The 25,295-nt window shown below is 56.7% G+C and carries 24 protein-coding genes, 1 pseudogene and 1 other annotated feature; of the genes and pseudogenes, 19 read left to right on the top strand and 6 right to left on the bottom strand.

The window, feature by feature from the left end; all coding sequences use genetic code 11:
• Positions 1-19: 19 nt before the first annotated feature.
• The 8 genes and pseudogenes from gyrB (at position 20) to ETG88_RS16230 (ending at position 9,654) form a co-directional block, all read left to right on the top strand.
• Complete coding sequence (gene gyrB, locus ETG88_RS16195; protein ID WP_100778277.1) at positions 20-2,434, top strand: DNA topoisomerase (ATP-hydrolyzing) subunit B; 2,415 nt, start codon at positions 20-22, stop codon at positions 2,432-2,434.
• Between the two features lie 173 nt (positions 2,435-2,607).
• The gene (gene yidA / locus ETG88_RS16200; protein ID WP_100778276.1) at positions 2,608-3,420 is read left to right on the top strand and encodes a sugar-phosphatase; all 813 of its coding nucleotides are present in this window, start codon (positions 2,608-2,610) and stop codon (positions 3,418-3,420) included.
• Positions 3,421-3,643: 223 nt separating this feature from the next.
• Positions 3,644-4,333: a D-galactonate utilization transcriptional regulator DgoR gene (gene dgoR / locus ETG88_RS16205; protein ID WP_100778275.1), complete on the top strand. Its 690-nt coding sequence runs from the start codon at positions 3,644-3,646 to the stop codon at positions 4,331-4,333.
• Complete coding sequence (locus ETG88_RS16210; RefSeq protein ID WP_129035787.1) at positions 4,330-5,208, top strand: 2-dehydro-3-deoxygalactonokinase; 879 nt, start codon at positions 4,330-4,332, stop codon at positions 5,206-5,208. Before dgoR ends, ETG88_RS16210 begins: the two co-directional genes overlap by 4 nt.
• Positions 5,192-5,809 (top strand): 2-dehydro-3-deoxy-6-phosphogalactonate aldolase, encoded by a 618-nt coding sequence (locus tag ETG88_RS16215; protein WP_129035788.1) that lies wholly within the window; start codon positions 5,192-5,194, stop codon positions 5,807-5,809. Before ETG88_RS16210 ends, ETG88_RS16215 begins: the two co-directional genes overlap by 17 nt.
• The gene (gene dgoD, locus ETG88_RS16220; protein WP_129035789.1) at positions 5,806-6,954 is read left to right on the top strand and encodes a galactonate dehydratase; all 1,149 of its coding nucleotides are present in this window, start codon (positions 5,806-5,808) and stop codon (positions 6,952-6,954) included. Before ETG88_RS16215 ends, dgoD begins: the two co-directional genes overlap by 4 nt.
• Positions 6,955-7,040: 86 nt before the next feature.
• A pseudogene (locus tag ETG88_RS16225) lies at positions 7,041-8,376 on the top strand (MFS transporter).
• A gap of 51 nt (positions 8,377-8,427) precedes the next feature.
• Positions 8,428-9,654, top strand: coding sequence for a YidR family protein (locus ETG88_RS16230; protein WP_187469899.1), 1,227 nt, complete (start codon positions 8,428-8,430; stop codon positions 9,652-9,654).
• Here the strand turns inward: ETG88_RS16230 and ETG88_RS16235 are convergent, their stop codons facing one another.
• Entirely contained in the window at positions 9,655-9,987 is a 333-nt protein-coding gene (locus ETG88_RS16235) for a YceK/YidQ family lipoprotein (protein ID WP_100778269.1), read from the bottom strand.
• A gap of 246 nt (positions 9,988-10,233) precedes the next feature.
• Positions 10,234-10,306 (top strand) — a sequence feature (ROSE (Repression Of Heat Shock gene Expression) occurs in the 5'-region of heat shock genes and acts as an RNA thermometer to modulate expression.).
• Between ETG88_RS16235 and ibpA the strand changes: the two genes are divergently transcribed.
• From ibpA to ETG88_RS16250, 3 genes are all read left to right on the top strand, one after another.
• On the top strand, positions 10,300-10,710 hold the full coding sequence (gene ibpA / locus ETG88_RS16240; protein ID WP_100778268.1) for a small heat shock chaperone IbpA: 411 nt from the start codon (positions 10,300-10,302) through the stop codon (positions 10,708-10,710). Its footprint overlaps the feature before it by 7 nt.
• 134 nt (positions 10,711-10,844) lie before the next feature.
• Complete coding sequence (ibpB, locus tag ETG88_RS16245) at positions 10,845-11,273, top strand: small heat shock chaperone IbpB (protein WP_100778267.1); 429 nt, start codon at positions 10,845-10,847, stop codon at positions 11,271-11,273.
• A gap of 191 nt (positions 11,274-11,464) precedes the next feature.
• A complete protein-coding gene (locus tag ETG88_RS16250; protein ID WP_129035792.1) occupies positions 11,465-13,126 on the top strand; it encodes a putative transporter in 1,662 nt (553 codons plus the stop codon).
• On the opposite strand, the gene ETG88_RS16255 is transcribed toward ETG88_RS16250, so the two are convergent.
• Positions 13,094-13,840, bottom strand: a complete 747-nt coding sequence (locus ETG88_RS16255) for a GntR family transcriptional regulator (protein WP_129035793.1) — start codon at positions 13,838-13,840, stop codon at positions 13,094-13,096. The two genes, ETG88_RS16250 and ETG88_RS16255, sit on opposite strands and share 33 nt — an antisense overlap.
• Positions 13,841-14,061: 221 nt before the next feature.
• Here ETG88_RS16255 and ETG88_RS16260 point away from each other — a divergent pair, with 221 nt between their 5' ends.
• From ETG88_RS16260 to ETG88_RS16280, 5 genes are all read left to right on the top strand, one after another.
• Entirely contained in the window at positions 14,062-15,678 is a 1,617-nt protein-coding gene (locus tag ETG88_RS16260; RefSeq protein ID WP_149044997.1) for an alpha-glucoside-specific PTS transporter subunit IIBC, read from the top strand.
• Complete coding sequence (locus tag ETG88_RS16265) at positions 15,675-16,997, top strand: 6-phospho-alpha-glucosidase (RefSeq protein WP_129035794.1); 1,323 nt, start codon at positions 15,675-15,677, stop codon at positions 16,995-16,997. The genes ETG88_RS16260 and ETG88_RS16265 overlap by 4 nt, the downstream gene beginning before the upstream one ends.
• 77 nt (positions 16,998-17,074) lie before the next feature.
• On the top strand, positions 17,075-17,422 hold the full coding sequence (locus tag ETG88_RS16270; RefSeq protein ID WP_100778263.1) for a YidH family protein: 348 nt from the start codon (positions 17,075-17,077) through the stop codon (positions 17,420-17,422).
• Positions 17,412-17,768, top strand: coding sequence for a DUF202 domain-containing protein (locus ETG88_RS16275; protein ID WP_107702572.1), 357 nt, complete (start codon positions 17,412-17,414; stop codon positions 17,766-17,768). The genes ETG88_RS16270 and ETG88_RS16275 overlap by 11 nt, the downstream gene beginning before the upstream one ends.
• Complete coding sequence (locus ETG88_RS16280) at positions 17,769-18,230, top strand: radical SAM protein (protein ID WP_129035795.1); 462 nt, start codon at positions 17,769-17,771, stop codon at positions 18,228-18,230. It begins immediately after the preceding gene.
• Here ETG88_RS16280 and dsdA read toward each other — a convergent pair.
• Positions 18,216-19,517 carry a D-serine ammonia-lyase gene (dsdA, locus tag ETG88_RS16285; protein ID WP_129035796.1) on the bottom strand — a complete coding sequence of 434 codons (1,302 nt, stop codon included), beginning with the start codon at positions 19,515-19,517 and terminating at the stop codon, positions 18,216-18,218. The two genes, ETG88_RS16280 and dsdA, sit on opposite strands and share 15 nt — an antisense overlap.
• Before the next feature lie 17 nt (positions 19,518-19,534).
• Positions 19,535-20,872 (bottom strand): D-serine transporter DsdX, encoded by a 1,338-nt coding sequence (dsdX, locus tag ETG88_RS16290; protein ID WP_102105110.1) that lies wholly within the window; start codon positions 20,870-20,872, stop codon positions 19,535-19,537.
• A gap of 214 nt (positions 20,873-21,086) precedes the next feature.
• On the opposite strand from dsdX, the gene dsdC reads away from it, so the two are divergent.
• Both dsdC and ETG88_RS16300 read left to right on the top strand, forming a co-directional pair.
• Positions 21,087-22,013: a DNA-binding transcriptional regulator DsdC gene (gene dsdC / locus ETG88_RS16295; RefSeq protein ID WP_100778258.1), complete on the top strand. Its 927-nt coding sequence runs from the start codon at positions 21,087-21,089 to the stop codon at positions 22,011-22,013.
• A gap of 86 nt (positions 22,014-22,099) precedes the next feature.
• Positions 22,100-23,188 carry a glycoside hydrolase family 5 protein gene (locus ETG88_RS16300; protein WP_129035797.1) on the top strand — a complete coding sequence of 363 codons (1,089 nt, stop codon included), beginning with the start codon at positions 22,100-22,102 and terminating at the stop codon, positions 23,186-23,188.
• On the opposite strand, the gene emrD is transcribed toward ETG88_RS16300, so the two are convergent.
• The gene (gene emrD / locus ETG88_RS16305; protein WP_129035798.1) at positions 23,091-24,275 is read right to left on the bottom strand and encodes a multidrug efflux MFS transporter EmrD; all 1,185 of its coding nucleotides are present in this window, start codon (positions 24,273-24,275) and stop codon (positions 23,091-23,093) included. The genes ETG88_RS16300 and emrD overlap by 98 nt on opposite strands.
• Positions 24,276-24,505: 230 nt before the next feature.
• Positions 24,506-24,595, bottom strand: a complete 90-nt coding sequence (gene tisB, locus ETG88_RS22595; protein ID WP_100778256.1) for a type I toxin-antitoxin system toxin TisB — start codon at positions 24,593-24,595, stop codon at positions 24,506-24,508.
• Between the two features lie 522 nt (positions 24,596-25,117).
• Between tisB and ivbL the strand changes: the two genes are divergently transcribed.
• Positions 25,118-25,216, top strand: a complete 99-nt coding sequence (gene ivbL, locus ETG88_RS16315; protein WP_100778255.1) for an ilvB operon leader peptide IvbL — start codon at positions 25,118-25,120, stop codon at positions 25,214-25,216.
• The last annotated feature ends 79 nt before the right edge of the window (positions 25,217-25,295 follow it).

Consider the following 25,295-nt stretch of genomic DNA (forward strand, 5'->3'; position numbering starts at 1 on the left):
AAATGAGCGAGAAACGTTGATGTCGAATTCTTATGACTCCTCCAGTATCAAAGTCCTGAAAGGACTGGATGCGGTGCGTAAGCGCCCAGGTATGTATATCGGCGATACCGATGACGGCACCGGTCTGCACCACATGGTATTCGAGGTTGTGGATAACGCTATCGACGAAGCGCTCGCGGGTCACTGTAAAGATATTATCGTCACCATCCACGGCGATAACTCCGTTTCCGTACAGGATGATGGCCGTGGTATTCCGACCGGCATTCACCCGGAAGAGGGCGTATCCGCTGCGGAAGTGATCATGACCGTCCTGCACGCAGGCGGTAAATTCGATGACAACTCCTATAAAGTGTCCGGCGGCCTGCACGGCGTGGGCGTTTCCGTTGTTAACGCGCTGTCGCAGAAGCTGGAACTGGTTATCTACCGCGAAGGTAAAATCCATCACCAGGTGTATACCCACGGCGTGCCACAGGCACCGCTGGCGGTCACTGGCGAAACGGAAAAGACCGGGACCACCGTGCGTTTCTGGCCGAGCCACGAAACCTTCTCTAATGTGACTGACTTCGAATACGACATTCTGGCAAAACGTCTGCGCGAGCTGTCGTTCCTGAACTCCGGCGTGTCCATCCGCCTGCGCGATAAGCGCGACGGTAAAGAAGATCATTTCCACTACGAAGGCGGCATCAAGGCGTTTGTTGAGTACCTCAACAAGAATAAAACGCCGATCCACCCAAATATCTTCTACTTCTCCACCGAAAAAGACGGCATCGGCGTGGAAGTGGCGCTGCAGTGGAACGACGGTTTCCAGGAAAACATCTACTGCTTCACCAACAACATTCCACAGCGCGACGGCGGTACGCACCTGGTCGGCTTCCGTACAGCCATGACCCGTACCCTGAACGCCTACATGGACAAAGAAGGCTACAGCAAAAAAGCGAAAGTCAGTGCCACCGGTGACGATGCCCGTGAAGGCCTGATTGCTGTGGTTTCCGTGAAAGTGCCAGACCCGAAATTCTCCTCTCAGACCAAAGACAAACTGGTCTCTTCCGAGGTGAAATCTGCGGTTGAACAGCAGATGAACGAATTGCTGAGCGAATACCTACTTGAAAACCCGTCTGACGCGAAAATCGTTGTCGGCAAAATCATTGATGCGGCGCGTGCCCGTGAAGCGGCGCGTAAAGCCCGTGAAATGACCCGCCGTAAAGGTGCGCTGGATCTGGCCGGTCTGCCGGGCAAACTGGCGGACTGCCAGGAACGCGATCCGGCTCGCTCCGAACTGTACCTGGTGGAAGGGGACTCCGCGGGCGGTTCTGCGAAGCAGGGCCGTAACCGTAAGAACCAGGCGATTCTGCCGCTGAAAGGTAAAATCCTGAACGTTGAGAAGGCGCGCTTTGACAAAATGCTCTCCTCTCAGGAAGTGGCGACGCTGATCACCGCCCTCGGCTGCGGCATCGGTCGCGACGAGTACAACCCGGACAAACTGCGCTATCACAGCATCATCATCATGACCGATGCGGACGTCGATGGTTCACACATCCGTACGCTGCTGCTGACCTTCTTCTACCGTCAGATGCCAGAAATCGTTGAACGCGGCCACATCTACATTGCACAGCCACCGCTGTACAAAGTGAAGAAAGGCAAGCAGGAACAGTACATTAAAGACGACGAAGCGATGGATCAGTATCAGATCTCTATCGCTCTGGATGGCGCTACCCTGCATGCGAATGCCCACGCTCCGGCGCTGGCGGGTGAGCCACTGGAGAAACTGGTCTCTGAGTACAATGCGACGCAGAAAATGATTGGTCGTATGGAGCGTCGCTTCCCGCGCACGCTGCTGAAAGAGCTGGTTTATCAGCCGACGCTGGCTGAAGCCGATCTCAGTGACGAGCAGAAAGTGACGCGCTGGGTGAACGCCCTGGTGACTGAGCTGAACGAAAGCGAGCAGCACGGCAGCATGTGGCAGTTTGACGTTCGCGAGAACGCTGAACAGCACCTGTTCGAGCCAATCATCCGCGTACGTACACACGGCGTAGACACCGACTATCCGCTGGATCACGAGTTTGTGACCGGTGGCGAATACCGTCGTCTCTGCACGCTGGGCGAAAAACTGCGTGGTCTGATCGAAGAAGACGCGTTTATCGAACGTGGCGAACGCCGTCAGCCGGTAGCCAGCTTCGAGCAGGCGCTGGAGTGGCTGGTGAAAGAGTCCCGTCGTGGTCTCTCTATTCAGCGTTATAAAGGTCTGGGCGAAATGAACCCGGATCAGCTGTGGGAAACCACCATGGACCCGGAAAGCCGCCGCATGCTGCGCGTGACCGTGAAAGATGCGATCGCCGCTGACCAGCTGTTCACTACCCTGATGGGCGACGCCGTTGAACCGCGCCGCGCCTTCATCGAAGAGAACGCATTGAAAGCCGCGAATATCGACATTTAATTCAGGCCGTCGATTCTGTAAGCCCGGTAGGCGTAGCCTCACCGGGCTTTTCTTTGCCTGCAAAAGAGGAATCTCCTCTTTAAATCCCATCCCCCTTTCTCGACGACTCTTTTACTGTTTTCTGTGCGGAATCGCGTTAGCATGAGGACAGACTCATTTAAATCGGGGATCTCATGGCCATCAAACTCATTGCAATCGATATGGACGGCACGCTGCTGCTGCCAGACCACACTATCTCTCCTGCCGTTAAAAATGCGATTGCCGCCGCTCGTGCGAAAGGCGTGAACGTGGTACTGACCACGGGGCGTCCGTATGCCGGTGTTCACAGCTATCTGAAAGAGCTGCACATGGAACAACCGGGCGATTACTGCATCACCTACAACGGTGCGCTGGTGCAGAACGCCAGCGATGGCAGCACGGTCGCGCAAACGGCGTTGAGCTATGACGATTACCTGTATCTGGAAAAACTGTCCCGCGAAGTGGGTTCTCACTTCCACGCGCTCGATCGGAACACGCTGTACACCGCCAACCGCGACATCAGCTACTACACCGTGCATGAATCCTTCGTGGCGACCATTCCGCTGGTGTTCTGCGAGCCGGAAAATATGGACCCGGCCACGCAGTTCCTGAAGGTGATGATGATTGATGAGCCTGCGATTCTGGATCAGGCTATCGCCCGCATCCCGGCGGAAGTGAAAGAGAAATACACCGTGCTGAAAAGCGCGCCGTACTTCCTCGAAATCCTGGATAAACGCGTCAATAAAGGCACTGGCGTGAAATCGCTGGCCGATACGCTGGGCATCAAGCCGGAAGAGATCATGACCCTGGGCGATCAGGAAAATGACATCGCGATGATTGAATACGCGGGTATGGGCGTGGCAATGGAAAACGCGATCCCGTCGGTGAAAGAAGTGGCCAACTTCGTCACCAAATCTAACCTCGAAGATGGCGTAGCCTACGCGATCGAGAAGTTCGTGCTGAACTAAACCGTCTCAAACGCATCAGCCCCGGCGATTAACCGGGGCTTTTTTTTGCCTGTCGATCGATGGGTTGTTCTTTTTGTGATCTGGATTGTAGTACAACACAATATGATTGTACTACATTACGGCCATGGAATTGACGAACGACCTCACGTTTGTACTGCAAAAGTGAGGTGAAACTCATCGGTCGCGGTAAAGTAGTGATGGACAAAAGAAACAAGGATTCTCCATGACTCTCAACAAAACCGACCGCATCGTCATCGCGCTGGGCAATCAGATTGTCAGCGGTAAGTACGTACCGGGTTCGCCGTTGCCGGCCGAGGCCGAGCTGTGCGAGGAGTTTGAAACCTCGCGCAACATCATCCGCGAAGTGTTTCGCTCGCTAATGGCGAAACGGCTGATCGAAATGAAGCGTTATCGCGGCGCCTTTGTCGCCCCGCGTAAACAGTGGAACTACCTCGACACCGACGTTTTGCAATGGGTGTTGGCAAACGACGACGACCCGCAGCTCATCGGTGCGATGAGCGAGGTACGAAACCTGGTGGAACCGGCAATTGCCCGCTGGGCAGCCGAGCGGGCGACCTCAGGGGACCTGGCCCAGATCGAAGCGGCGCTCAACGACATGATCGCCAACAACCAGGACAGGGACGCCTTTAACGAAGCGGATATCCGCTATCACGAGGCGGTGCTGGAATCAGTGCATAACCCGGTTTTACAGCAGCTTAGCGTGGCGATCAGCTCGCTACAGCGCGCAGTTTTTGAACGGACCTGGATGGGGGATGAGGCCAACATGCCCAAGACCCTGCAGGAACATAAAGTGCTGTTTGATGCGATACGACATCAGGACAGCAATGCGGCAGAGCAAGCGGCGCTCGCCATGATCGCCAGTTCGACACGAAGGTTAAAGGAAATCACATGACATCTCGCTACATCGCTATTGACTGGGGATCGACCAATCTGCGCGCTTGGCTTTATGAAGGCGATAAATGCCTGGAAAGCAGGCAATCAGAATCAGGCGTCACGCGCCTGAACGGTAAATCCCCTCAGGCGGTGTTAGCAGAAGTCACTGAAAACTGGCGCGAAGGCGCGACACCGGTGGTCATGGCAGGGATGGTAGGCAGCAACGTGGGCTGGAAAGTCGCGCCGTACTTACCTGTTCCTGCCCATTTCTCCGCTATTGGTGAGACGTTAACGTCCGTTGGCGACAATATCTGGATTATTCCCGGACTTTGCGTTTCCCGTGACGATAACCATAACGTGATGCGTGGCGAAGAGACACAGCTGCTCGGCGCGCGCACCCTTTCTCCTTCTTCTGTCTATGTTATGCCCGGCACGCACTGCAAATGGGTGCATGCCGACGCGGAGCAGATCCACGATTTTCGGACCGTACTGACCGGCGAATTGCATCACGTGCTGCTGCGCCATTCGCTGGTGGGAGCAGGCCTGCCGGAGCAGCAACCCTCTCCTGAGGCTTTTGCTGCAGGGCTTGCACGCGGTCTCGCTTCGCCTGCCGTTCTGCCACAACTTTTTGAAGTTCGCGCTTCACACGTGCTGGGGACTCTCCCGCGTGAACAGGTCAGCGAATTTCTCTCCGGTCTGCTGATTGGCGCAGAAGTCGCCACCCTGGGCGAGCAGTTCGCCGGGCAGCAGGACATCACCCTTGTCGCGGGTTCATCGTTAACCGCTCGTTACCAGCAGGCGTTTCGCGCCTGTGGTCGCGAAGTTTCAACGCTTGAAGGCGACGTGGCATTCCAGGCAGGTATAAGGAGCATCGCTCATGCAGTGGCAAACTAATCTCCCTCTCATCGCGATTTTGCGCGGCATTACGCCGGACGACGCGCTCGCACACGTGGGCGCAGTCATCGACGCCGGATTTGACGCGGTGGAAATCCCGCTCAATTCACCGCAGTGGGAAAAAAGCATCCCGGCAGTGGTGGACGCGTTTGGCGACAGAGCGCTAATTGGCGCGGGTACGGTCTTAAAGCCCGAGCAGGTCGAACAACTCGCCAGTATGGGCTGCAAGCTTATCGTCACGCCCAACATTCAACCTGAGGTCATCCGCCGCGCGGTAAGTTACGGCATGACCGTCTGTCCTGGCTGTGCGACTGCCACCGAAGCTTTTACCGCGCTGGATGCGGGCGCTCAGGCGCTGAAAATTTTCCCGTCGTCGGCCTTCGGCCCGGATTACATCAAAGCGCTGAAAGCGGTACTTCCGGCTGATGTTCCGGTCTTTGCCGTGGGGGGCGTGACGCCGGAAAACCTGACGCAGTGGCTGAATGCCGGTTGTGCAGGGGCAGGGCTTGGCAGCGATCTCTATCGCGCCGGGCAGTCCGTTGAGCGTACCGCAGCGCAGGCAGCCGCGTTTGTTAAGGCGTATCGAGAGGCAGTGAAATGAAAATTACCAACATCACCACGTACCGTTTACCCCCGCGCTGGATGTTTCTAAAAATCGAAACCGACGAAGGCGTCGTCGGCTGGGGCGAGCCGGTAATTGAAGGCCGCGCGCGTACCGTCGAAGCGGCGGTGCATGAGCTGAAAGAGTTCCTGATCGGTCAGGACCCGGCGCGTATTAACGACCTGTGGCAAGTAATGTACCGCGGCGGATTTTATCGCGGCGGCCCGATCCTGATGAGCGCCATCGCCGGTATCGATCAGGCGCTGTGGGATATCAAAGGCAAAGTGCTGAACGCTCCGGTCTGGCAGCTGATGGGCGGTCTGGTGCGCGACAAAATTAAAGCCTACAGCTGGGTCGGCGGTGACCGTCCGGCAGAGGTGATCGACGGCATCAAAACGCTGCGCAAAATTGGCTTTGATACCTTCAAGCTTAACGGCTGCGAAGAGATGGGCGTCATTGACAGCTCCCGCGCGGTGGATAACGCCGTGAATACGGTGGCGCAAATCCGCGAAGCCTTTGGCAATGAGATTGAGTTTGGCCTCGATTTCCACGGTCGCGTCAGCGCGCCGATGGCGAAAGTGCTGATCAAAGAGCTGGAGCCGTACCGCCCGCTGTTTATCGAAGAGCCGGTACTGGCGGAGCAGGCCGAGTACTATCCGAAGCTGGCGGCACAGACCCATATTCCCATCGCGGCGGGCGAACGTATGTTCTCGCGCTTCGAATTCAAACGTGTGCTGGAAGCGGGCGGCCTGGCGATTCTGCAGCCGGATTTGTCCCACGCTGGGGGTATCACCGAATGCTACAAAATCGCTGGTATGGCCGAAGCTTACGACGTGGCGCTGGCACCACACTGTCCGCTGGGACCGATTGCCCTGGCCGCCTGTCTGCACGTGGACTTCGTCTCGCGTAACGCGGTATTCCAGGAGCAGAGCATGGGCATCCATTACAACAAAGGTGCTGAGCTGCTCGATTTTGTGAAAAACAAAGAAGACTTCAGCATGGAAGGCGGGTTCTTCAAACCGTTAACCAAACCGGGTCTTGGCGTGGACATTGACGAAGCCAAAGTGATTGAGCTGAGTAAAAACGCCTCCGACTGGCGTAACCCGCTGTGGCGATATTCGGATGGTAGCGTAGCGGAGTGGTGATCACCATTTCGTAAGCCCGGTCAGCGCCATATTCCCGGGCAAAAATTCTTACCCACAAAAACATAACCCTCTGTAACTTACAGGGCATGGTGACGTGTATCGCTATGCCCAAAATCTGGAGACAGATTAATGGATATTTCTGTGACTACCGCAAAAACAGGCCGTCGTCGTTACCTGACGCTGCTGATGATTTTTATTACTGTGGTGATTTGCTACGTTGACCGCGCCAACCTGGCCGTGGCGTCCGCGCATATTCAGGAAGAGTTTGGCATTTCGAAAACCGAGATGGGCTACATCTTCTCGGCGTTTGCCTGGATGTATACCCTGTGCCAGATCCCTGGTGGACGTGTGCTGGACCGCTTAGGCTCCCGCACCACCTACTGCATCGCGATTTTTGGCTGGTCCGTTGCCACCCTGTTCCAGGGCTTTGCCACCGGACTGCTGTCGCTGATTGGCCTGCGTGCCATCACCGGGATCTTCGAAGCGCCCGCTTTCCCGACCAACAACCGCATGGTGACCAGCTGGTTCCCGGAGCATGAACGCGCCTCGGCGGTGGGGTTCTACACCTCCGGACAGTTCGTAGGCCTGGCGTTCCTCACGCCGCTGCTGATCTGGATCCAGGAGTCGCTGAGCTGGCATTGGGTGTTCATCATCACCGGCGGCGTCGGGATTATCTGGTCGTTTGTCTGGTTTAAGGTCTATCAGTCACCGCGTAAAACCAAAGGTATCACCACAGCTGAACTGAATTACATCGAGCAGGGCGGCGGTCTGGTGGATGGCGATGCGCAGATTGAAAGCAAGGGGCGCACCCGCCTGACCAAAAGTGACTGGAAACTGGTTTTCCACCGCAAGCTGGTGGGCGTTTATCTCGGGCAGTTCGCGATTGCGTCTACCCTGTGGTTCTTCCTGACCTGGTTCCCGAACTATCTGACCCAGGAAAAAGGCATTACCGCGCTGAAAGCCGGTTTCATGACCACGGTTCCGTTCCTGGCAGCGTTCGTGGGGGTGCTGTTGTCGGGCTGGATCGCCGATATGTTAGTGCGCAAAGGCTTCTCGATTGGTTTCTCGCGCAAGCTGCCCATCATCTTCGGCCTGCTGCTCTCCACCTGCATCATGGGCGCGAACTACACCAATGACCCGGTGTGGATCACCGTGCTGATGGCGGTGGCCTTCTTCGGCAACGGTTTTGCGTCCATCACCTGGTCGCTGGTCTCCTCGCTGGCACCGATGCGTCTGATTGGCCTCACCGGAGGCGTGTTTAACTTTGCCGGCGGGTTAGGCGGTATCACCGTTCCGCTGGTCATTGGCTATCTGGCGCAGGCGCACGGCTTTGCACCTGCTCTGACCTACATCTCCGTCATCACCCTGATTGGCGCGCTCTCCTACATCCTGCTGGTCGGTGATGTTAAACGAGTAGGCTAAATCTTCGCGATGCTTTACCCTGATGCGATAACCGCGCATCAGGGTCTCTCCATGAAACAAATCACCTTCGCTCCCCGTCATCATCAACTCACGAATACCAATACCTGGACGCCTGACAGCCAATGGCTGGCGTTTGACGTGCGACCGTCCGGCGCGTCCTTTACGGGCGAGACGATCGAGCGAGTCAACGTGAAGACGGGCGAAACCGAGGTTATTTACCGCGCTAAAAATGGCGCGCACGTGGGCGTGGTGACCGTTCATCCTCTTGAGGAACAGTACGTCTTTATTCACGGCCCGGAAAACCCGGATGCGGGCTGGCATTACGACTTTCACCATCGTCGCGGTGTGATTGCCCGCAACGGCCAAGTCAGTAATCTCGATGCCATGGACATCACTGCGCCCTATACCCCCGGCGCGCTGCGCGGCGGGAGCCACGTTCACGTCTTCAGCCCCAACGGGCAACGGGTCAGTTTTACCTATAACGACCATGTGATGCACGAACGCGACGTGACGCTGGATCTGCGCAATGTCGGCGTCGCCGCGCCGTTCGGCCCGGTGACGCCGCAGGGCAATCATCCGCGCGAATATGCCGGAACGTTCTGGAGCGTACTGATCAGCCGCACGACGCCTACGCCACGGCCTGGCAGCGATGAGATCAACCGCGCCTATGAAGAGGGCTGGGTGGGTAACCGCCAGCTGGCCTTTATCGGCGACACGCTCTCTGAACGCGGTGAAAAAGTGCCGGAGCTGTTTATCGTCGATCTTCCAGACGATGAGGCAGGCTGGAAACGGGCGGGCGACGAACCGCTGGAAGGGACGGAGCAGACCCTGCCCGCACCGCCTGCTGGCGTGGTGCAGCGGCGTTTAACGTTTACCCATGAAAACCGCTATCCGGGGCTGGTCAACGTGCCGCGCCACTGGGTGCGCAGCCATCCGCAGGGCGGTGAAATCGCATTTTTGATGCGCGATGAGCGTGGCATTGTGCAGCTGTGGCTTATCGCACCAGAGGGCGGTGAGCCACGCCAGCTGACGCATAACACCCGCGATATTCAGTCGGCGTTTAACTGGCATCCGTCGGGGGAAGCGCTTGGATTTGTGCTGGACAACCGCATCGCCTGCTGCGATGCGCGAAGCGGTGAAGTGACGTTTTTGACGTCCGATCACGGCAATCCGCCCTCGGGTGATGCGGTGGTATTCTCGCCGGATGGCCGCTATGTGGCGTGGATGGAAGAGACTGCCGGTTTCCGTCAGCTTTGGGTCACGGAAACCGGGAAGTAATCAGGGCGCTGTCATCTCAGCGGGTGGGATAACGCTGTTGGTGGCCATATTCTGCTTTTCGCTTTTTTCCACGCGTGAACGCACCGAGCTATCGGTGCGGAACAGATCCCACGGGACTAACAGCGTATCCAGCACCGCTGTAAACGGCAGATCCAGAATCGCCAGGGATTTGGTGCCCCAGTTCGTCTCATCATCCGAAATCATATTCGCGCTGGCGCGCGTGCCCGGATATGTTCCTTCTTTACCGCCGGTGTGAGACATCACGCTCGAACACCCGCAAAGTAATACCACTACGCTGCATGTTGTCAGCTTTATCAGAACATTATTCATCATCTGTTAATCAATGTTAATGGCGAGACATAACCGCAATATCGAGTTATAGCGAGCCATGTGCGAAAAGAATAGCTGGAAAGCGCCGCTCTGTGGCAGCCATCGCAATTTCACTCTTTGTGCTGTAGTCCCAGTCTATGCGAGACCCAGCAAAGTGCAAAAAAATCTCGCATTTAACCTCTTGAAATGATCGGAATCAGACCCACTTTATCTGTGTAGCCGAAGAACGAACACGCCTGATGGGTGTTTGGTGGCACAACGGCCTGTCCATGGTGGAAGGCAAACATTACTCGCTGATTTCAGGAGCGTTGATTTATGCGTAATTTCGATTTTTCCCCGCTGTACCGTTCTGCTATTGGTTTTGATCGCCTGTTCAACCATTTAGAAAATAACCAAAGCCAGGGTAACGGTTACCCTCCATACAACGTTGAGCTGGTTGACGAAAACCACTACCGCATTGCCATTGCTGTCGCCGGTTTCGCTGAGAGCGAACTGGAAATCACCGCGCAGGACAACCTGCTGGTGGTGAAAGGCGCACATACGGCAGAGCAGAAAGAACGTACCTATCTCTACCAGGGCATTGCTGAGCGCAACTTTGAACGCAAATTCCAGCTCGCCGAAAATATCCACGTTTACGGTGCAAACCTGGTGAACGGTCTGCTGTTTATCGATCTGGAACGTGTGATTCCGGAAGAGAAAAAACCGCGCCGTATCGAGATCAACTAATTTAAGCGGGTCGCTCGCGCGGCCCAACCAGAGTGGCTTGCCGAAACGGGAGCCTGTGCGAATCCATGTGGATTTGCAGGAACAACTGCGCACTAAAAACAGTGCTTAACTCGCTTCTCAGAAGGAGATTAACAATGCGTAACTACGATTTATCCCCCCTGCTGCGTCAGTGGATTGGTTTTGACAAACTGGCTAACGCCCTGCAAAGCACGGCTGAACAACAGAGTTTTCCGCCGTACAACATCGAAAAAAGCGATGACAACCACTACCGCATCACGCTGGCGCTGGCCGGATTCCGTCAGGAGGATCTCGATATCCAGCTCGAAGGCGCGCGCCTGACGGTGAAAGGGACGCCGGAAAAACCACAAACCGAGACCCAGTGGCTGCATCAGGGCCTGGTGACTCAGCCGTTTAGCCTGAGCTTTACCCTGGCTGACCATATGGAAGTCTCCGGAGCGACCTTTACCAACGGGCTGTTGCACATTGATTTGACTCGCAACGTGCCGGAAGCACTGGCACCGCAGAAAATCGCCATCAGCGAACGTCCGGCGCTGAACAGCTAATTTGTGTCGGAAGGCGCTACGCTTTCCCGGCCAACAAAACCCGCAGGCCTGCTCAAGGGCAGTGTCTGCGGGCAAAGCAAACGACTAAGCCCCGCTTTCGCGGGGCTTTTTTGTGCGCCATCGCCCATACAAACCCCATAACCTCTGCGAGAATCCCCTTAATCACTAAGGATATGCGCAGGGAAAAGGTCATGAGTGATATCGCGTTAACGGTTAGCGTGTTGGCCCTGGTTGCAGTGGTTGGGCTGTGGATTGGCAATATCAAAATCCGCGGTGTCGGATTTGGCATTGGCGGAGTGCTTTTCGGCGGTATTTTTGTCGGCCATTTCGCCGATCAGCTTGGGTTAACCCTCAGCGCTGAAATGCTGCACTTCATTCAGGAATTCGGCCTGATCCTCTTCGTCTACACCATCGGCATTCAGGTCGGACCTGGGTTTTTCGCCTCGCTGCGCGTCTCCGGGCTGCGGCTGAATCTCTTTGCTCTCGGCATTGTCGCCATGGGCGGCCTCGTCACCGCCATTCTGCATAAAATCTTTGATATTCCGCTCCCGGTGGTGTTGGGGATTTTCTCCGGCGCGGTCACCAATACTCCTGCGCTGGGGGCCGGACAGCAAATTCTGCGCGATCTGGGCATTGCGCCCGGCGTAGTGGATCAGATGGGGATGAGCTATGCGATGGCTTACCCGTTTGGTATTTGCGGCATTCTGCTTACCATGTGGCTGGTGCGTGTGCTGTTTCGTATCAACGTGGACGACGAAGCCAAAAAGCATGAATCCACGATCACCAACGGCCACATGCTGATCAAAACCATCAACATTCGCGTCGAAAACCCCAATCTGAACCACATGGCGATTCAGGATGTGCCGATTCTGAATAGCGTCAATATCATCTGTTCGCGCCTGAAGCGGGACGAAATGCTGATGGTCCCGTCCCCCGGCACTGTGATTCAGCTCGGGGACTTATTGCACCTGGTCGGCCAGCCCGGCGATCTGCACAGCGCGCAACTGGTGATCGGCCAGGAGGTAGACACCTCCCTCTCGACGCGGGGCACCGACATGTGCGTGGAACGCGTTGTGGTCACCAATGAGCAGGTATTGGGCAAGAAAATCCGCGATCTGCAGGTAAAAGAGCGATACGACGTAGTGATCTCACGCCTGAATCGTGCGGGCGTTGAACTGGTTGCCAGTCCGGATGCCAGCCTGCAGTTTGGCGATATCCTCAATCTGGTTGGCCGCCCGTCATCCATCGATGCCGTCGCCGATATGGTCGGCAATGCGCAGCAAAAATTGCAGCAGGTGCAGATGCTGCCGGTGTTTATCGGTATCGGGCTGGGGGTGCTGCTCGGCTCAATTCCCCTCTACGTGCCCGGATTCCCGGTAGCGCTCAAGCTCGGTCTGGCGGGCGGGCCGCTGATCATGGCGCTGATTTTGGGGCGTATCGGCTGTATCGGGAAGCTGTACTGGTTCATGCCGCCAAGCGCCAACCTGGCCCTGCGCGAGCTGGGCATTGTGCTGTTCCTCTCGGTAGTGGGGCTGAAATCTGGCGGCGACTTTATCCACACTCTGACGCAGGGCGAGGGGATAAGCTGGATTGGCTACGGAATTATCATCACGGCGGTTCCGCTGCTAACGGTCGGGATTCTGGCGCGGATCTTCGCGAAGATGAACTACCTGACCCTGTGCGGCATGCTGGCCGGCTCGATGACCGATCCTCCGGCGCTGGCCTTCGCCAACAATCTGCACGCCACCAGCGGCGCGGCGGCACTTTCCTACGCCACCGTTTATCCGCTGGTGATGTTCCTGCGCATCATCACGCCGCAGCTACTGGCCGTGCTGTTCTGGGGGATAGGCTAACAACGCGTCCGTGTGGATACGCCGCAGATGGTAGTCCACCTGGTAATCGCTGGTATTGCGGAACATCACGGAGTAATTCAGGAACTCGCCGCTGTCGCTGTAGGACAAGGACGTAATGCGCAGCAGCGGCGTCTGTTCCGGTAAGTTCATCAGATTCGCCAGCTGCCGGTCAGCCAGCACCGGCGTCAGGCTCTCGTAGTTCCCGCTGATGGTGATCCCGCACTCCTTCTCGATGTAATCAAACTTCGATCCTTCAAGGTGCGCCAGCGACAGGTTGCGGAACAGCTTCACGGGCATAAAGCTGTCTTCCAGCATCAGCGGTTTTCCCTCCACGTAACGCACCCGACGCGAAAAGTAGATCCGCTCGTCAATCTGAATACGCAGCTGGCTGGCGATGGCGGGCGGGGCGGGCATCACTTCAAACTGCAATACCTTGCTCTGCACCTCTTTACCCTGCTGGCGCAAGACCTCCACCAGCCCGGTCAGATTGGTGGTTTCATGATGAACATCCTTGCGCGCAACAAAGGTGCCGCTGCCGTGACGGCGCACTACCAGCCCCCAGCCGACCAGCAAATCGATGGCCTTGCGAATGGTCATCCGCGCCACGCCAAACTCCTGCGCCAGCGCTTTTTCGCCGGGCAGCGGGCTGCCGACATTGTAATCCGACGAATTGAGCCGCAGACGTAATCTGTCGGCAATGGATTTGTAGATCACCTGTAGACCTCTCTGCGCGTATTCAGTCGTGCATCGCGTCTTAACATGTCCATATTTTGAACTGAAAGTAGACCTGAGTGGGCAAATTAAAACCATGAATGCGATCACGGAACGCAGCGGTGCGCGGTGTGAGCCGCTGGGTAAATTTTTATTCTCATTTCAGGCCAGCACAAAACCAATAAGGCCAAACCCCCTACAGGTTGTTACATGAGGATTTAAAGATGCTCAGTCAAATACAACGTTTTGGCGGCGCCATGTTTACCCCGGTGCTGTTGTTCCCTTTCGCAGGCATGGTGGTCGGAATTGCCATCATGCTGCGCAATCCGCTTTTTGTGGGCGAGGCCTTAACGGCACCCGATCATTTATTTGCCCAAATCGTCCACATCATTGAAGAGGGCGGCTGGGCGGTCTTTCGTAATATGCCGCTGATTTTCGCCGTCGGCTTACCGATCGGCCTCGCCAAACAGGCGCAGGGCCGGGCGTGTCTGGCGGTGCTGATTAGCTTCCTGACCTGGAACTACTTTATCAACGCAATGGGTATGACCTGGGGTCAGTTCTTTGGCGTGAACTTTATGGCCGAGCCTACCGCGGGAAGCGGGCTGGCGATGATTGCCGGGATCAAAACTCTCGATACCAGCATTATCGGCGCGATTGTGATTTCCGGGCTGGTGACCGCCATCCACAACCGCTATTTCGATAAACAGCTGCCGGTATTTTTAGGCATCTTCCAGGGCACGTCGTTTGTGGTGATCATCGCCTTCTTCGTGATGATTCCGTGCGCCTGGCTGACGCTACTCGGCTGGCCAAAAGTGCAGATGGGCATTGAGTCGTTGCAGGCGTTTTTACGCTCCGCCGGGGCGCTGGGCGTATGGGTGTATACCTTCCTGGAGCGCATTTTGATCCCAACGGGCTTGCACCACTTCGTCTACGGTCCATTTATTTTCGGCCCGGCGGCGGTCGAGGGCGGTATTCAGGTGTACTGGGCGCAGCATTTGCAGGCGTTCAGCCAGAGCACGTTGCCGCTGAAAACCCTGTTCCCCGAAGGCGGCTTTGCGCTGCACGGTAACTCGAAAGTGTTTGGCTCCGTTGGGATTGCGCTGGCGCTCTGGTACACCGCCTCGCCGGAAAATCGCGTCAAAGTGGCGGGGCTGCTGATCCCGGCGACGCTGACCGCAATGCTGGTGGGGATCACCGAACCGCTGGAATTTACCTTCCTGTTTATCTCGCCACTACTGTTTGCCGTTCACGCGGTCCTCGCCGCGACCATGGCGACCGTGATGTATATCTTTGGCGTGGTCGGCAACATGGGCGGCGGGCTGCTTGACCAGTTCCTCCCGCAGAACTGGATACCGATGTTCCACAATCATGCTTCCATGATGTTCACCCAGATTGGCATCGGCTTGTGCTTCACCGCTCTCTATTTCCTGGTCTTTAAGACGCTTATCGAACGCTTCAACCTGAAAACCCCGGGCCGTGAAGAGAGTGAAATCAAACTCTACAGCAAAGCGGATTACCAGGCCGCGCGCGGGCAAACCACCGTTGCGGCGAACACCAGCTCCGGCCAGGCGGCCGCCTATCTGCAGGCGTTGGGCGGCGCAGGCAATATCGAAAGTATCAACAACTGCGCCACCCGGCTGCGTATCGCCCTGTTTGATATGAGCAAAACGCAAAGTGACGACGTTTTCAAAGCCCTTGGCGCCCACGGTGTGGTGCGTCGCGGCAATGGTATTCAGGTGATTGTTGGGCTGCACGTCCCACAGGTGCGCGACCAGCTTGAATCTCTGATGACCCCTTCTTCTACAAACCCATCATCCACCATGACAGAGGCTGTATCATGAAAAAATTCTCAGTTGTTATCGCAGGCGGCGGCAGCACCTTCACTCCTGGTATCGTCCTGATGTTGCTGGCGAATCGCGACCGCTTCCCACTGCGTGCGCTCAAGTTTTATGACAACGACGGCGCACGTCAGGAGACCATCGCCGAGGCATGCAAAATCATCCTGCAGGAGCAGGCGCCGGATATCGAATTCAGCTACACCACCGACCCTAAAGCCGCGTTTACCGACGTGGACTTTGTGATGGCGCATATCCGTGTCGGCAAATACCCGATGCGTGAGAAGGATGAGAAAATCCCACTGCGTCACGGCGTGCTGGGCCAGGAAACCTGCGGTCCGGGTGGGATTTCATACGGCATGCGCTCCATTGGCGGCGTGCTGGAGCTGGTGGATTATATGGAGCAATACTCCCCGAATGCGTGGATGCTCAACTACTCCAACCCGGCGGCGATCGTTGCTGAAGCCACCCGCCGTCTGCGACCTCACGCCAAAATCCTCAACATCTGCGATATGCCGATTGGCATTGAAGGGCGCATGGCGCAGATCGTCGGTCTGAAAGACCGCAAAGAGATGCGCGTGCGCTACTACGGCCTGAACCATTTCGGCTGGTGGACGTCGATTGAAGATCTGAACGGTAACGATCTGATGCCGAAACTGCGCGAATACGTGGCGAAAAACGGTTATGTGCCACCTTCTGACGATGCCCATACGGAAGCCAGCTGGAATGACACGTTCGCGAAAGCAAAAGACGTGCAGGCGCTCGATCCGGACACCATGCCGAACACCTACCTGAAATATTACCTCTTCCCGGATTACGTGGTGGCGCACTCAAACCCGGAGCGCACCCGCGCGAACGAAGTGATGGATCATCGCGAGAAGCATGTTTTCAGCTCCTGCCGCGCCATCATCGAAGCGGGGAAATCTTCCGCCGGTGAGCTGGAAATCGATGAACATGCGTCGTACATCGTCGATCTCGCAACGGCTATTGCGTTCAACACTCAGGAGCGGATGCTGTTGATTGTGCCGAACAACGGGGCGATTCATAACTTCGACGCCGATGCGATGGTCGAAATTCCTTGCCTGGTCGGGAAAAACGGCCCTGAGCCGCTGACCGTGGGCGGTATTCCACACTTCCAGAAAGGGCTGATGGGCCAGCAGGTGGCAGTGGAAAAACTGGTGGTCGACGCCTGGGAAGAGCGCTCCTACACCAAACTCTGGCAGGCGATTACCCTGTCTAAAACGGTGCCAAGCGCTTCGGTTGCCAAAGCCATCCTTGATGATCTGATTGAGGCCAACAAAGATTACTGGCCAGAATTGCACTAATCCCGCCGACCGGCATCCCAGATGCCGGTCAATTTACGCTATGCTGAAGCCTGCTTGCGGTACGACAAGGAGCCTTCATGAAAATTTCCCAGCTGGGCGAAGCGCCTGACTATCGGTTTTCCCTCGCCAATGAGCGCACATTTCTCGCATGGATCCGCACCGCGCTGGGGTTTCTCGCCGCAGGCGTCGGGCTGGACCAGCTCGCACCAGATTTTGCCACGCCGCTGATTCGTGAAGTGCTGGCGCTGCTGCTGTGTCTGTTCGCAGGTGTGCTGGCGATCTACGGTTATCTGCGCTGGCTGCGCAATGAAAAGGCGATGCGCCTGAAACAGGATATGCCCTACACGCGCGGCCTGCTGGCGATCAGCGTGATATTGCTGGCCGTCGCGGCAGCGGTCATGGTGCTGGTGTTCTATGGCGGATAGCCGCAAAGCGCGAAGGGAAGCCGATCCCGGCCTGCAGCCCGAGCGCACATCGCTGGCCTGGCTGCGCACGCTGCTGGGCTATGGCGCGCTGATCGCACTGGCGATTAAACACAACTGGCACCGCACCGGTCTGCCGTTCTGGGTCTCGATTGTGGTGCTGGCGCTGGTAGCGGCTCTTCTCTGGCGCTACACCCGCAGCCGCAACCTGATGGACGTGAATCACAACGATTTCGCGCAGCCCAAAGCAGTGCGTGACAAATTCTTGATCTCTCTCGCAGTTCTCTCCCTCGCATTACTGTTTGCTGTAACACACTTACAGCAAATACTGATTTTTCTAGGGTCGTGAATGACAGGATGCCACGGAAGTACCCGCGTGGTTGTAGTCGATAACTGCAACGCGCGCGAGCCAGGGAAGGTTTATCAAGCGTTACGCCTCAGCGGTAACAAAAACGTCCATTTTTTGCCACAGACGGCGGGTGAAAAGCCCGTAACGCCGGAGGTGTGGGGCGAGTTCTTAACGCAGATTTTTGCGATGTGGGTCCGGCAGGATATCGGGGAGATCTCGGTGCGCCTGTTCGACGACACACTGGACGGGTGGTGCGGCACCGCGCTGTGCCAGAAGAAAGGGCTGCTGAAATGCCAGACGTGCGCAGGACGGCGGTTATGCACGTCGGCAAATGACGACGTGCTCTGTCAGGGCTATCTGGCGTTCTATGACTACAGCGCACCCTTTATGAAAGTGATGCGCGATTTGAAAAAGCACAACCGCTCGACGCAAGAGCTGATGACGCTGTTACGGCAGACGTGACGGACGGCCCTTCGCCAGATATTTTGCCATCTCCGCTTCCGGCACCATCCCGCCGCCCGTTGCCCAGACGAGGTGGGTCGCATTGGCTGAAGAAGGGACACGCACCGGCCCGGCCATACCCGCCAGCGCCGATGGCTCCAGACGAATGCCCTCTTCCTGCGCCAGCCAGCCCAGCATGTCGTACATGCTCTGATCGGACAGGGTGTAGAACCCGTCCAGCAGACGCTCCATTGCGCGGCCGACAAACCCGGAGGCGCGTCCCACCGCCAGACCGTCTGCGGCCGTTAGGTTGTCGATCCCCAAATCCTGCACCGCAATCTCATCGTGCAAACCGGTATAAACACCCAGCAACATGCACGGCGAATGGGTTGGCTCGGCGAAGAAGCAGTGAACATGGTCGCCAAAGGCCAGCTTAAGGCCAAACGCGACGCCGCCAGGGCCACCGCCCACGCCGCACGGCAGATAGACATACAGGGGATGATCCGCATCCACCACGCGCCCCTGTTCAGCAAACTGAGCTTTCAGACGCTCACCCGCCACGGCATAACCCAAAAACAGGGTGCGAGAGTTTTCGTCGTCGATAAAGAAGCAGTTGGGATCGCTCTCGGCAGCCTTGCGCCCCTGCTCCACCGCCACGCCGTAATCTTGTTCGTACTCCACCACTTCAACGCCATGGCTGCGCAGTTTGGCCTTTTTCCACTCGCGGGCGTCGGCAGACATATGCACCGTCACCTTAAAGCCAACGCGGGCGCTCATGATGCCAATCGACATCCCCAGATTACCCGTTGAGCCAACGGCAATGCTGTACTGGCTGAAAAACGCTTTAAAGCGTGGTTCCAGCAGGATGCTGTAATCGTCTGTCAGCGACAGCAGCCCCGCTTCCAGCGCCAGTTTTTCGGCGTGGGTCAGCACTTCATAAATCCCGCCGCGCGCTTTGATAGAGCCGGAAATCGGTAAATGGCTGTCTTTTTTCAGCAGCAAAGTGCCGTTGATCGGCGTGGCAAACTCCTTCGCCAGGCGCTTTTGCATGGCGGGAATGGCCACCACGTCTGATTCGATAATGCCGTTTTTGGCCGCGGTTTCCGGGAAAGCTTTCGCCAGATAAGGCGCAAAGCGGGCCAGGCGGGCGTGGGCATCCTTCACATCCGCCTGCGTCAGCCCGACATACGGCAGCCCTTCGGCAAGCGTGGTGGTGCGCGGGTTAAACCAGGTGGTCTCTTTCAGCGCCATCAGATCCTCTACCAGAGGATATTGGGCGATTAAGGTGGTGATGTTTGCGTTTTCCATAGTACGTCTCTTCGCGCTTAGATAATGAAAGAAAGCAGGAACGTGCAGCCAAGTGCAAGTACCGAGGCGATAAATGTCGCCGTTGTATAGTATTTAAAGGTCTCGTTCAGGGTCGCGCCGCAGTATTGCTTCACCAGCCAGAAGAGAGAATCTGTGACGATTGTGCAGCCAATGGCGCCAGAACCGATGGCAATGGCGATGATCTCCGGGCTGACGTTGGGATAGAGCGGCAGCATCGGCGCGACAATCGCCGTGGCCCCCATCATCGCAACCGTGGCAGACCCGACGGCCGCATGGAGAATTAACGCCACCAGCCAGGCCAGCAGAATCGGGTGCATATGCATGTTCGATAAAATCAGCGCCAGCGTATCGGCCAGGCCGCTGGTTTTGAGGATCGCGTTAAACGCTCCGCCCGCCCCGATAATCAACAGGATGTTAGCAATTGAACCAAAGCCCGTTTCCGTGTGCTTGAGCAGCGCGCTCATCCCGATATGCTGACGAATGCCGAGCAGGTAATAGGCTACAAACACCGCGATAAACATGGCGGTGATCGGGTTGCCGATAAATTCCAGCAGCGTGTAGAGCGAGCCGGTTTTTTCCATATTCAGCTCGGCGATGGTTTTTACCAGCATCAGGCCAATCGGTAACAGCACCGTGAACAACGTGGCGCCCAGCGTGGGCAGCGTATGTTCTTCTCGCACTTTGAGGTCAGAGAACTCCGCCGGAACCGGTTTAAACGGCAGGCGATCGCCGAGGATTTTCAGGAACAGCGGGCCGCCCACCAGAGAGGCCATCAGCCCGACCAGCAGACCGTATACAATCACCGTTCCCACATCCGCGCCCAGTTTGTTGGTGACAAACAGCGCCGCCGGATGGGGAGGCACCACGCAGTGAACCGCCATCAGCGCCGTACACAGAGGGATTGCCAGTTTCAGCAGCGAAGTCTGCGTCTTTTTGGCGATTGAGAATGCCAGCGGGATCAGCAATACCACGCCCACTTCAACGAACAGCGTGATACCGCAGATCAGCCCGACCAGGACCATAATCACATCGGCGGAGAGCCAGCGGCAACGCTGGAGCGTCAGCCCGATGCGTTCCGCCGCGCCAGAAACTTCCATCATCTTGCCGAGAATGGTGCCGAGGCCAATCACCGCCGCCAGGAATCCCAGCGTGCCGCCGATGCCGCTCTCGATGGCATTGACCATATCCAGCGGGCTCATGCCCATCATTGCGCCAACGAAGAAGCTCGCCAGCAGCAGCGCCAGAAACGGGTGAAACTTCAGTTTTACGATGGTTAATACAATCAACACGATGCTTGCCAGCAGCGTCGCCACAACCCACATCTGAGATCCCATATCTCACCCCACCCTTAAGTTATCTGCGGCTATTGGACGAAAAAACGGCACCGGCTGACAAACGATATAAATTGCCGTTCAGGTGAGGCAGATTGGATCAAGTGAGTGACATTGCTCTAAAAAGCGCACTTTATTCGTCGTTGCTTCACATTAATTCATTCATAACGGATATTCTGAGGGCAGAAATACGAGGCTGAGGGGATAAAAAACCGCTATGAACGATGCGAATGAGGTCGGCAATCGCCTGCTGAACGGCTGGCAACTGTCAAAAATGTACACCTTTGAAGTGGCGGCCCGTCATGAGTCCTTCGCGCTGGCGGCGGAAGAGCTGTCGCTCAGCCCGAGCGCCGTCAGCCATCGCATTAACCTGCTGGAAGAGGAGCTGGGGATTCAGCTTTTCGTCCGCTCGCACCGCAAGGTGGAGCTGACGCAGGAGGGAAAACGGGTTTTCTGGACCCTCAAATCGTCGCTGGATACTCTGAACCAGGAGATCCTCGACATCAAGAATCAGGCGCTTTCTGGCACCCTGACCGTCTATTCGCGCCCCAGCATCGCCCAGTGCTGGCTGGTGCCGATGCTCGGGGATTTTTCCCGCCGCTATCCGTCGATCTCCCTGACCATACTCACCGGCAATGATTACCCGAACATGCAGCGAACGGGTATCGATCTGGCGCTCTACTTCGACGATACGCCGCCCACTCAGCTCGCCCATCATTTTCTGATGAACGAGGCGATCCTGCCGGTGTGTACGCCGGAATACGCGCGCGAACATGAGTTAATTAAAAACCCAGACAATCTGCGCCACTGCACGCTGCTGCATGACAGACAGGCGTGGAGTAACGACTCGGGAACCGATGAGTGGTTTAGTTGGGCGCAGCACTTTGCAGTGAATTTGCCGCCATCGTCGGGCATTGGTTTCGATCGTTCCGATTTAGCTGTTATCGCCGCGATGAACCACGTGGGTGTCGCCATGGGGCGTCAGCGGCTGGTGCAAAAGCGGCTGGATCGCGGAGAGCTGATTGCGCCCTTCGGCGAGAAAGCCCTGAAATGCCATCAGCACTACTACATATCGACCCTTTCGGGCAGGCAGTGGCCGAAAATTGATGCCTTTATCGACTGGCTGAAAAGTCAGGTGGGTTGAAGAATTATTACGCGTAGCCTCTACACCAAACCGCGAAAAGCGTGCTAAATACAGCATATTGCTTTCGATTTCTCGCAAGGTTAACCGTGTTAAAGCCCCTGATCGCCGCTGCGCTGATTATCTCCTCTGGCTGGGTGTCTGCCGCTGAGCCACCGCTGACGGCTGCGCGCTACGCGCAGCAGCTCGGGGTGGGCATCGACGTGGACTGGGCGCGCACCGAGCGCGGCATTCGCGAATTCGATCCGCTGGAAGTGCGTGATTTTAAGGCCAAAGGGTTTACCCACGTGCGAATCCGCGTGGCCGGCGAGCCGACGGAAGCGCGCCTGATTCATCTGCGCAAGCTGGTGGAAGCCTGTGAGCAATACGGCGTGATCCCGGTGATTGCCTATCAGGCAGATGAATACAAAAACGACCCGAAAGCGGATAACGAAAAAGAGGTGGTGAACTGGTGGATTGCCGTGGCGCACTACTTCGAGAAAAGCTCGCCGCTGCTCGGTTTTGACCTGATCTACGAGCCGGCGGACAAGCTCAATCACAATCTCGCATCCCTTAACCGTGTCTACGAAAAAGCGATCAAAGCCATTCATGCCATTGATGCCGAACGCATGATTTTCGTCGCTCCGCGCCTGCGCGCGGCACCGGAAGATCTCGGCAGCCTTAAGCTGCCTGCCCACAGCCAGAATTACGTGCTGGCCGAATGGCACATCTTCCCGTGGGGACCGCTCAAGAACAACGGAAAATACCCGTGGACATCAGGCACGGCGGCGGAGAAATCGATGATTCGCAGCCGGATCACTACCGCGTTGCGCTGGCAGCAAAAAACCGGGCATGTGAGCTGGGTGGGCGGCTGGGGCGTGGGTGAATCCAGCCGCGTTACCCCGACGGCACCGCAGATGGCTTTCGCCAGCTTTATGGCCTGCGAACTGCAAAAAGCCAAAATCCCTTACGCCATTAATGCGGATTTCCAGTTTTATGACGGCGAGGAGGGGGCGTGGCGACCCGGGCCGGAACCGCTGCTGCAGGCGATGCTTGCACCGGTGTGTGAAAAGCCCGACGAGAAGCCGGGCCATCATGCGATTAAATCGTCTGCTCGTGATGCGGCTCGCGCGACGCCAGCGGCAGCCAGCACAGTAAAATCAGCAGCCCCATCAGGGTCATCAACAGGCCAAGGCTAGACTGACCCGTCTGCGGCATCATGGCGGAGAGCCAGGCCAGCGCGCCGGAGCCGATGTTTTGCAGGCCGCCCACCAGCGCACCTGCGGTTCCTGCCAGGAACGGGAACGGCTCCATCGCGCCGCTGGTCGCGAGCGGGAAGAGCATTCCCGCGCCGAAGAAGAACAGGGCGGCCGGGATCAGCAGCGTCCAGACGGTCATCACGCCCAGTAAGCCAGGGACCCACATCATCACCCCTGCCAGCAGGCAGCTCATCACCGACTGCCACATCAGCGTGGAAAAACGCTTGTTCGGGCGACCGGCAAACCATGCGCCGAAGAATGCCGCCGGGATCGGCAGAATGAACAGAATGCTCACCACCATGCTGCTTAACCCCAGTCCTGCACCCAGCAACACGCCGGAACAGGCTTCAAACACCGCAATCCCCGCCAGGCCGCCAATCAGCATCAGCAGGTAACAGGTGAACGCGCCGTTGCCGAAAAGCGTTTTGTAGTTGGCAATAAGCCTGGTGCGCGGTGCGCCCGTCGGGCGTGTTTCCGGCATCCAGCGCGCCATGCTGAAGGTGACGATAATGCACAGGACCAGCAGGAAAGCGTAGCAGGCGCGCCACGACCAGATGCTGTCCAGCACGCCGCCAATCAGCGGTGCCAGCAGCGGGCTTACCAGAATACCCATATTCAGCAGGCTGTTGGCATGACGCAGCTGTGACCCTTCGTACAGATCGCGCGGTAGCGTACGCGCCATCACCCCGCCGACGCCGGTCCCCATGCCCTGCAGGGCGCTGGCGGCAATCAGGATCGTCAGGCTGTGAGTGGTTATGGCGATCACCGTGGCGATCATGAAAATGGTCATCCCGACCAGGATCACCGGGCGACGCCCGACGCGGTCAGACAGCGGACCGTAGAACAGCTGCGAGACGCCGTAAGTCAGCAGATAGGCGGCCATCACGCTCTGCACCGCACCTTCGCGCACGCTGAGCTCTTTCGCCATGTCTGCAATCGCCGGAATATAAATGGTCTGCGCCATCTGACCGACGGCCACCAGTAACACCAGCATCAACAGTAAATTCACGTTCCTTTGCTTTTTCATGTCGCTGAATACTTTTGCAAAAAGAGAGAAATAAAGAATAAGTGACTGCGCATTCCCATAAATGCGCGAGGAATCTACCACAATGAGATGACAATTTAAGCATCTCTGGGGTGAATGATTGAGCAGAAGCAGGCAGGATTTGTAAACGATATCGGCAACTTATGTTGCCAGTGTGCAGATGTTAAAGAGGGGCGGTTGCCCGCCCCTCTTTGGTGCGACTTGACCCTGAATCACCGGAGGTATTTCAGGACAGCGTCAAGCAGTTGCAGTACCGCAACAATGAGTCTCAGGATAAGAATAACCATATCCACGACGCCCATACGCGCCTCCTTCTGGCAGAAGGAGCACGATGCTGGCGTACCTCTCCGCCGCCTGTTGCCAGCACCTTTGTTGACGTAACACAGTGTGCTCATTTGGGGGTTAAGGCACTGACGGCACCACCCGTTTCAGCCAGGACTTCTTTGCGCCGGTGTACTGCTTGCGGCCCCCAATACGCACTGCGAACAAACTCAGTATAGATAAACACTGGATGCATGAACAGTATTTTGTCGACAAATTCGGAAGGCTGATCCATACTCATATTCGTCAAAAAAGAGAGCTAAAATTGCGCGTTCGTGGCCGATCGCGTATACTTCTTGCGTTGACGTAACACAGTGTGTTCGCGGAAACCAACCGCAAACCCTGAAAAAACCTCGCTCCGGCGGGGTTTTTTGTTTTTATTTCTCTTACAAACGAAACGTGATCCCTGACGCAAATTTGGGTGGATGAAAATATTTCCATTGTCAGGCACCGAATCCTGTGTTTGTATAAATTCTATCAATGATTCTAAACACAGGTCCTCAATGACAACTTCCATGATGGCGTCGACCCTACTAAAAACTGCGCAACCTGCCGCAGTGGTCGTCGTACGTGTGGTGGTGGTCGTCGGCAATGCGCCGTAGGGACTGGATCAACACACGAATCCAAAACCCCGCCGGCGCAAACCGGCGGGGTTTTTAGTTTAAACCTCCCGGAAAGTCG

It is taken from the genome of Lelliottia nimipressuralis (assembly GCF_004115925.1).
Taxonomy (GTDB): domain Bacteria; phylum Pseudomonadota; class Gammaproteobacteria; order Enterobacterales; family Enterobacteriaceae; genus Enterobacter; species Enterobacter nimipressuralis.

What these genes read in the sequence shown, in the direction of transcription:
- emrD (WP_129035798.1), bottom strand. Translation starts at nt 24,275, where the DNA reads ATGAAAAAGCAAAGGAACGTGAATTTACTGTTGATGCTGGTGTTACTG.
- yidA (WP_100778276.1), top strand. Translation starts at nt 2,608, where the DNA reads ATGGCCATCAAACTCATTGCAATCGATATGGACGGCACGCTGCTGCTG.
- dgoR (WP_100778275.1), top strand. Translation starts at nt 3,644, where the DNA reads ATGACTCTCAACAAAACCGACCGCATCGTCATCGCGCTGGGCAATCAG.
- dsdC (WP_100778258.1), top strand. Translation starts at nt 21,087, where the DNA reads ATGAACGATGCGAATGAGGTCGGCAATCGCCTGCTGAACGGCTGGCAA.
- ETG88_RS16275 (WP_107702572.1), top strand. Translation starts at nt 17,412, where the DNA reads ATGGCGGATAGCCGCAAAGCGCGAAGGGAAGCCGATCCCGGCCTGCAG.
- ibpB (WP_100778267.1), top strand. Translation starts at nt 10,845, where the DNA reads ATGCGTAACTACGATTTATCCCCCCTGCTGCGTCAGTGGATTGGTTTT.
- ETG88_RS16230 (WP_187469899.1), top strand. Translation starts at nt 8,428, where the DNA reads ATGAAACAAATCACCTTCGCTCCCCGTCATCATCAACTCACGAATACC.
- dgoD (WP_129035789.1), top strand. Translation starts at nt 5,806, where the DNA reads ATGAAAATTACCAACATCACCACGTACCGTTTACCCCCGCGCTGGATG.
- ivbL (WP_100778255.1), top strand. Translation starts at nt 25,118, where the DNA reads ATGACAACTTCCATGATGGCGTCGACCCTACTAAAAACTGCGCAACCT.
- dsdA (WP_129035796.1), bottom strand. Translation starts at nt 19,517, where the DNA reads ATGGAAAACGCAAACATCACCACCTTAATCGCCCAATATCCTCTGGTA.
- dsdX (WP_102105110.1), bottom strand. Translation starts at nt 20,872, where the DNA reads ATGGGATCTCAGATGTGGGTTGTGGCGACGCTGCTGGCAAGCATCGTG.
- ETG88_RS16210 (WP_129035787.1), top strand. Translation starts at nt 4,330, where the DNA reads ATGACATCTCGCTACATCGCTATTGACTGGGGATCGACCAATCTGCGC.
- ETG88_RS16215 (WP_129035788.1), top strand. Translation starts at nt 5,192, where the DNA reads ATGCAGTGGCAAACTAATCTCCCTCTCATCGCGATTTTGCGCGGCATT.
- ibpA (WP_100778268.1), top strand. Translation starts at nt 10,300, where the DNA reads ATGCGTAATTTCGATTTTTCCCCGCTGTACCGTTCTGCTATTGGTTTT.
- ETG88_RS16250 (WP_129035792.1), top strand. Translation starts at nt 11,465, where the DNA reads ATGAGTGATATCGCGTTAACGGTTAGCGTGTTGGCCCTGGTTGCAGTG.
- tisB (WP_100778256.1), bottom strand. Translation starts at nt 24,595, where the DNA reads ATGGGCGTCGTGGATATGGTTATTCTTATCCTGAGACTCATTGTTGCG.
- ETG88_RS16265 (WP_129035794.1), top strand. Translation starts at nt 15,675, where the DNA reads ATGAAAAAATTCTCAGTTGTTATCGCAGGCGGCGGCAGCACCTTCACT.
- ETG88_RS16270 (WP_100778263.1), top strand. Translation starts at nt 17,075, where the DNA reads ATGAAAATTTCCCAGCTGGGCGAAGCGCCTGACTATCGGTTTTCCCTC.
- ETG88_RS16280 (WP_129035795.1), top strand. Translation starts at nt 17,769, where the DNA reads ATGACAGGATGCCACGGAAGTACCCGCGTGGTTGTAGTCGATAACTGC.
- gyrB (WP_100778277.1), top strand. Translation starts at nt 20, where the DNA reads ATGTCGAATTCTTATGACTCCTCCAGTATCAAAGTCCTGAAAGGACTG.
- ETG88_RS16260 (WP_149044997.1), top strand. Translation starts at nt 14,062, where the DNA reads ATGCTCAGTCAAATACAACGTTTTGGCGGCGCCATGTTTACCCCGGTG.
- ETG88_RS16235 (WP_100778269.1), bottom strand. Translation starts at nt 9,987, where the DNA reads ATGATGAATAATGTTCTGATAAAGCTGACAACATGCAGCGTAGTGGTA.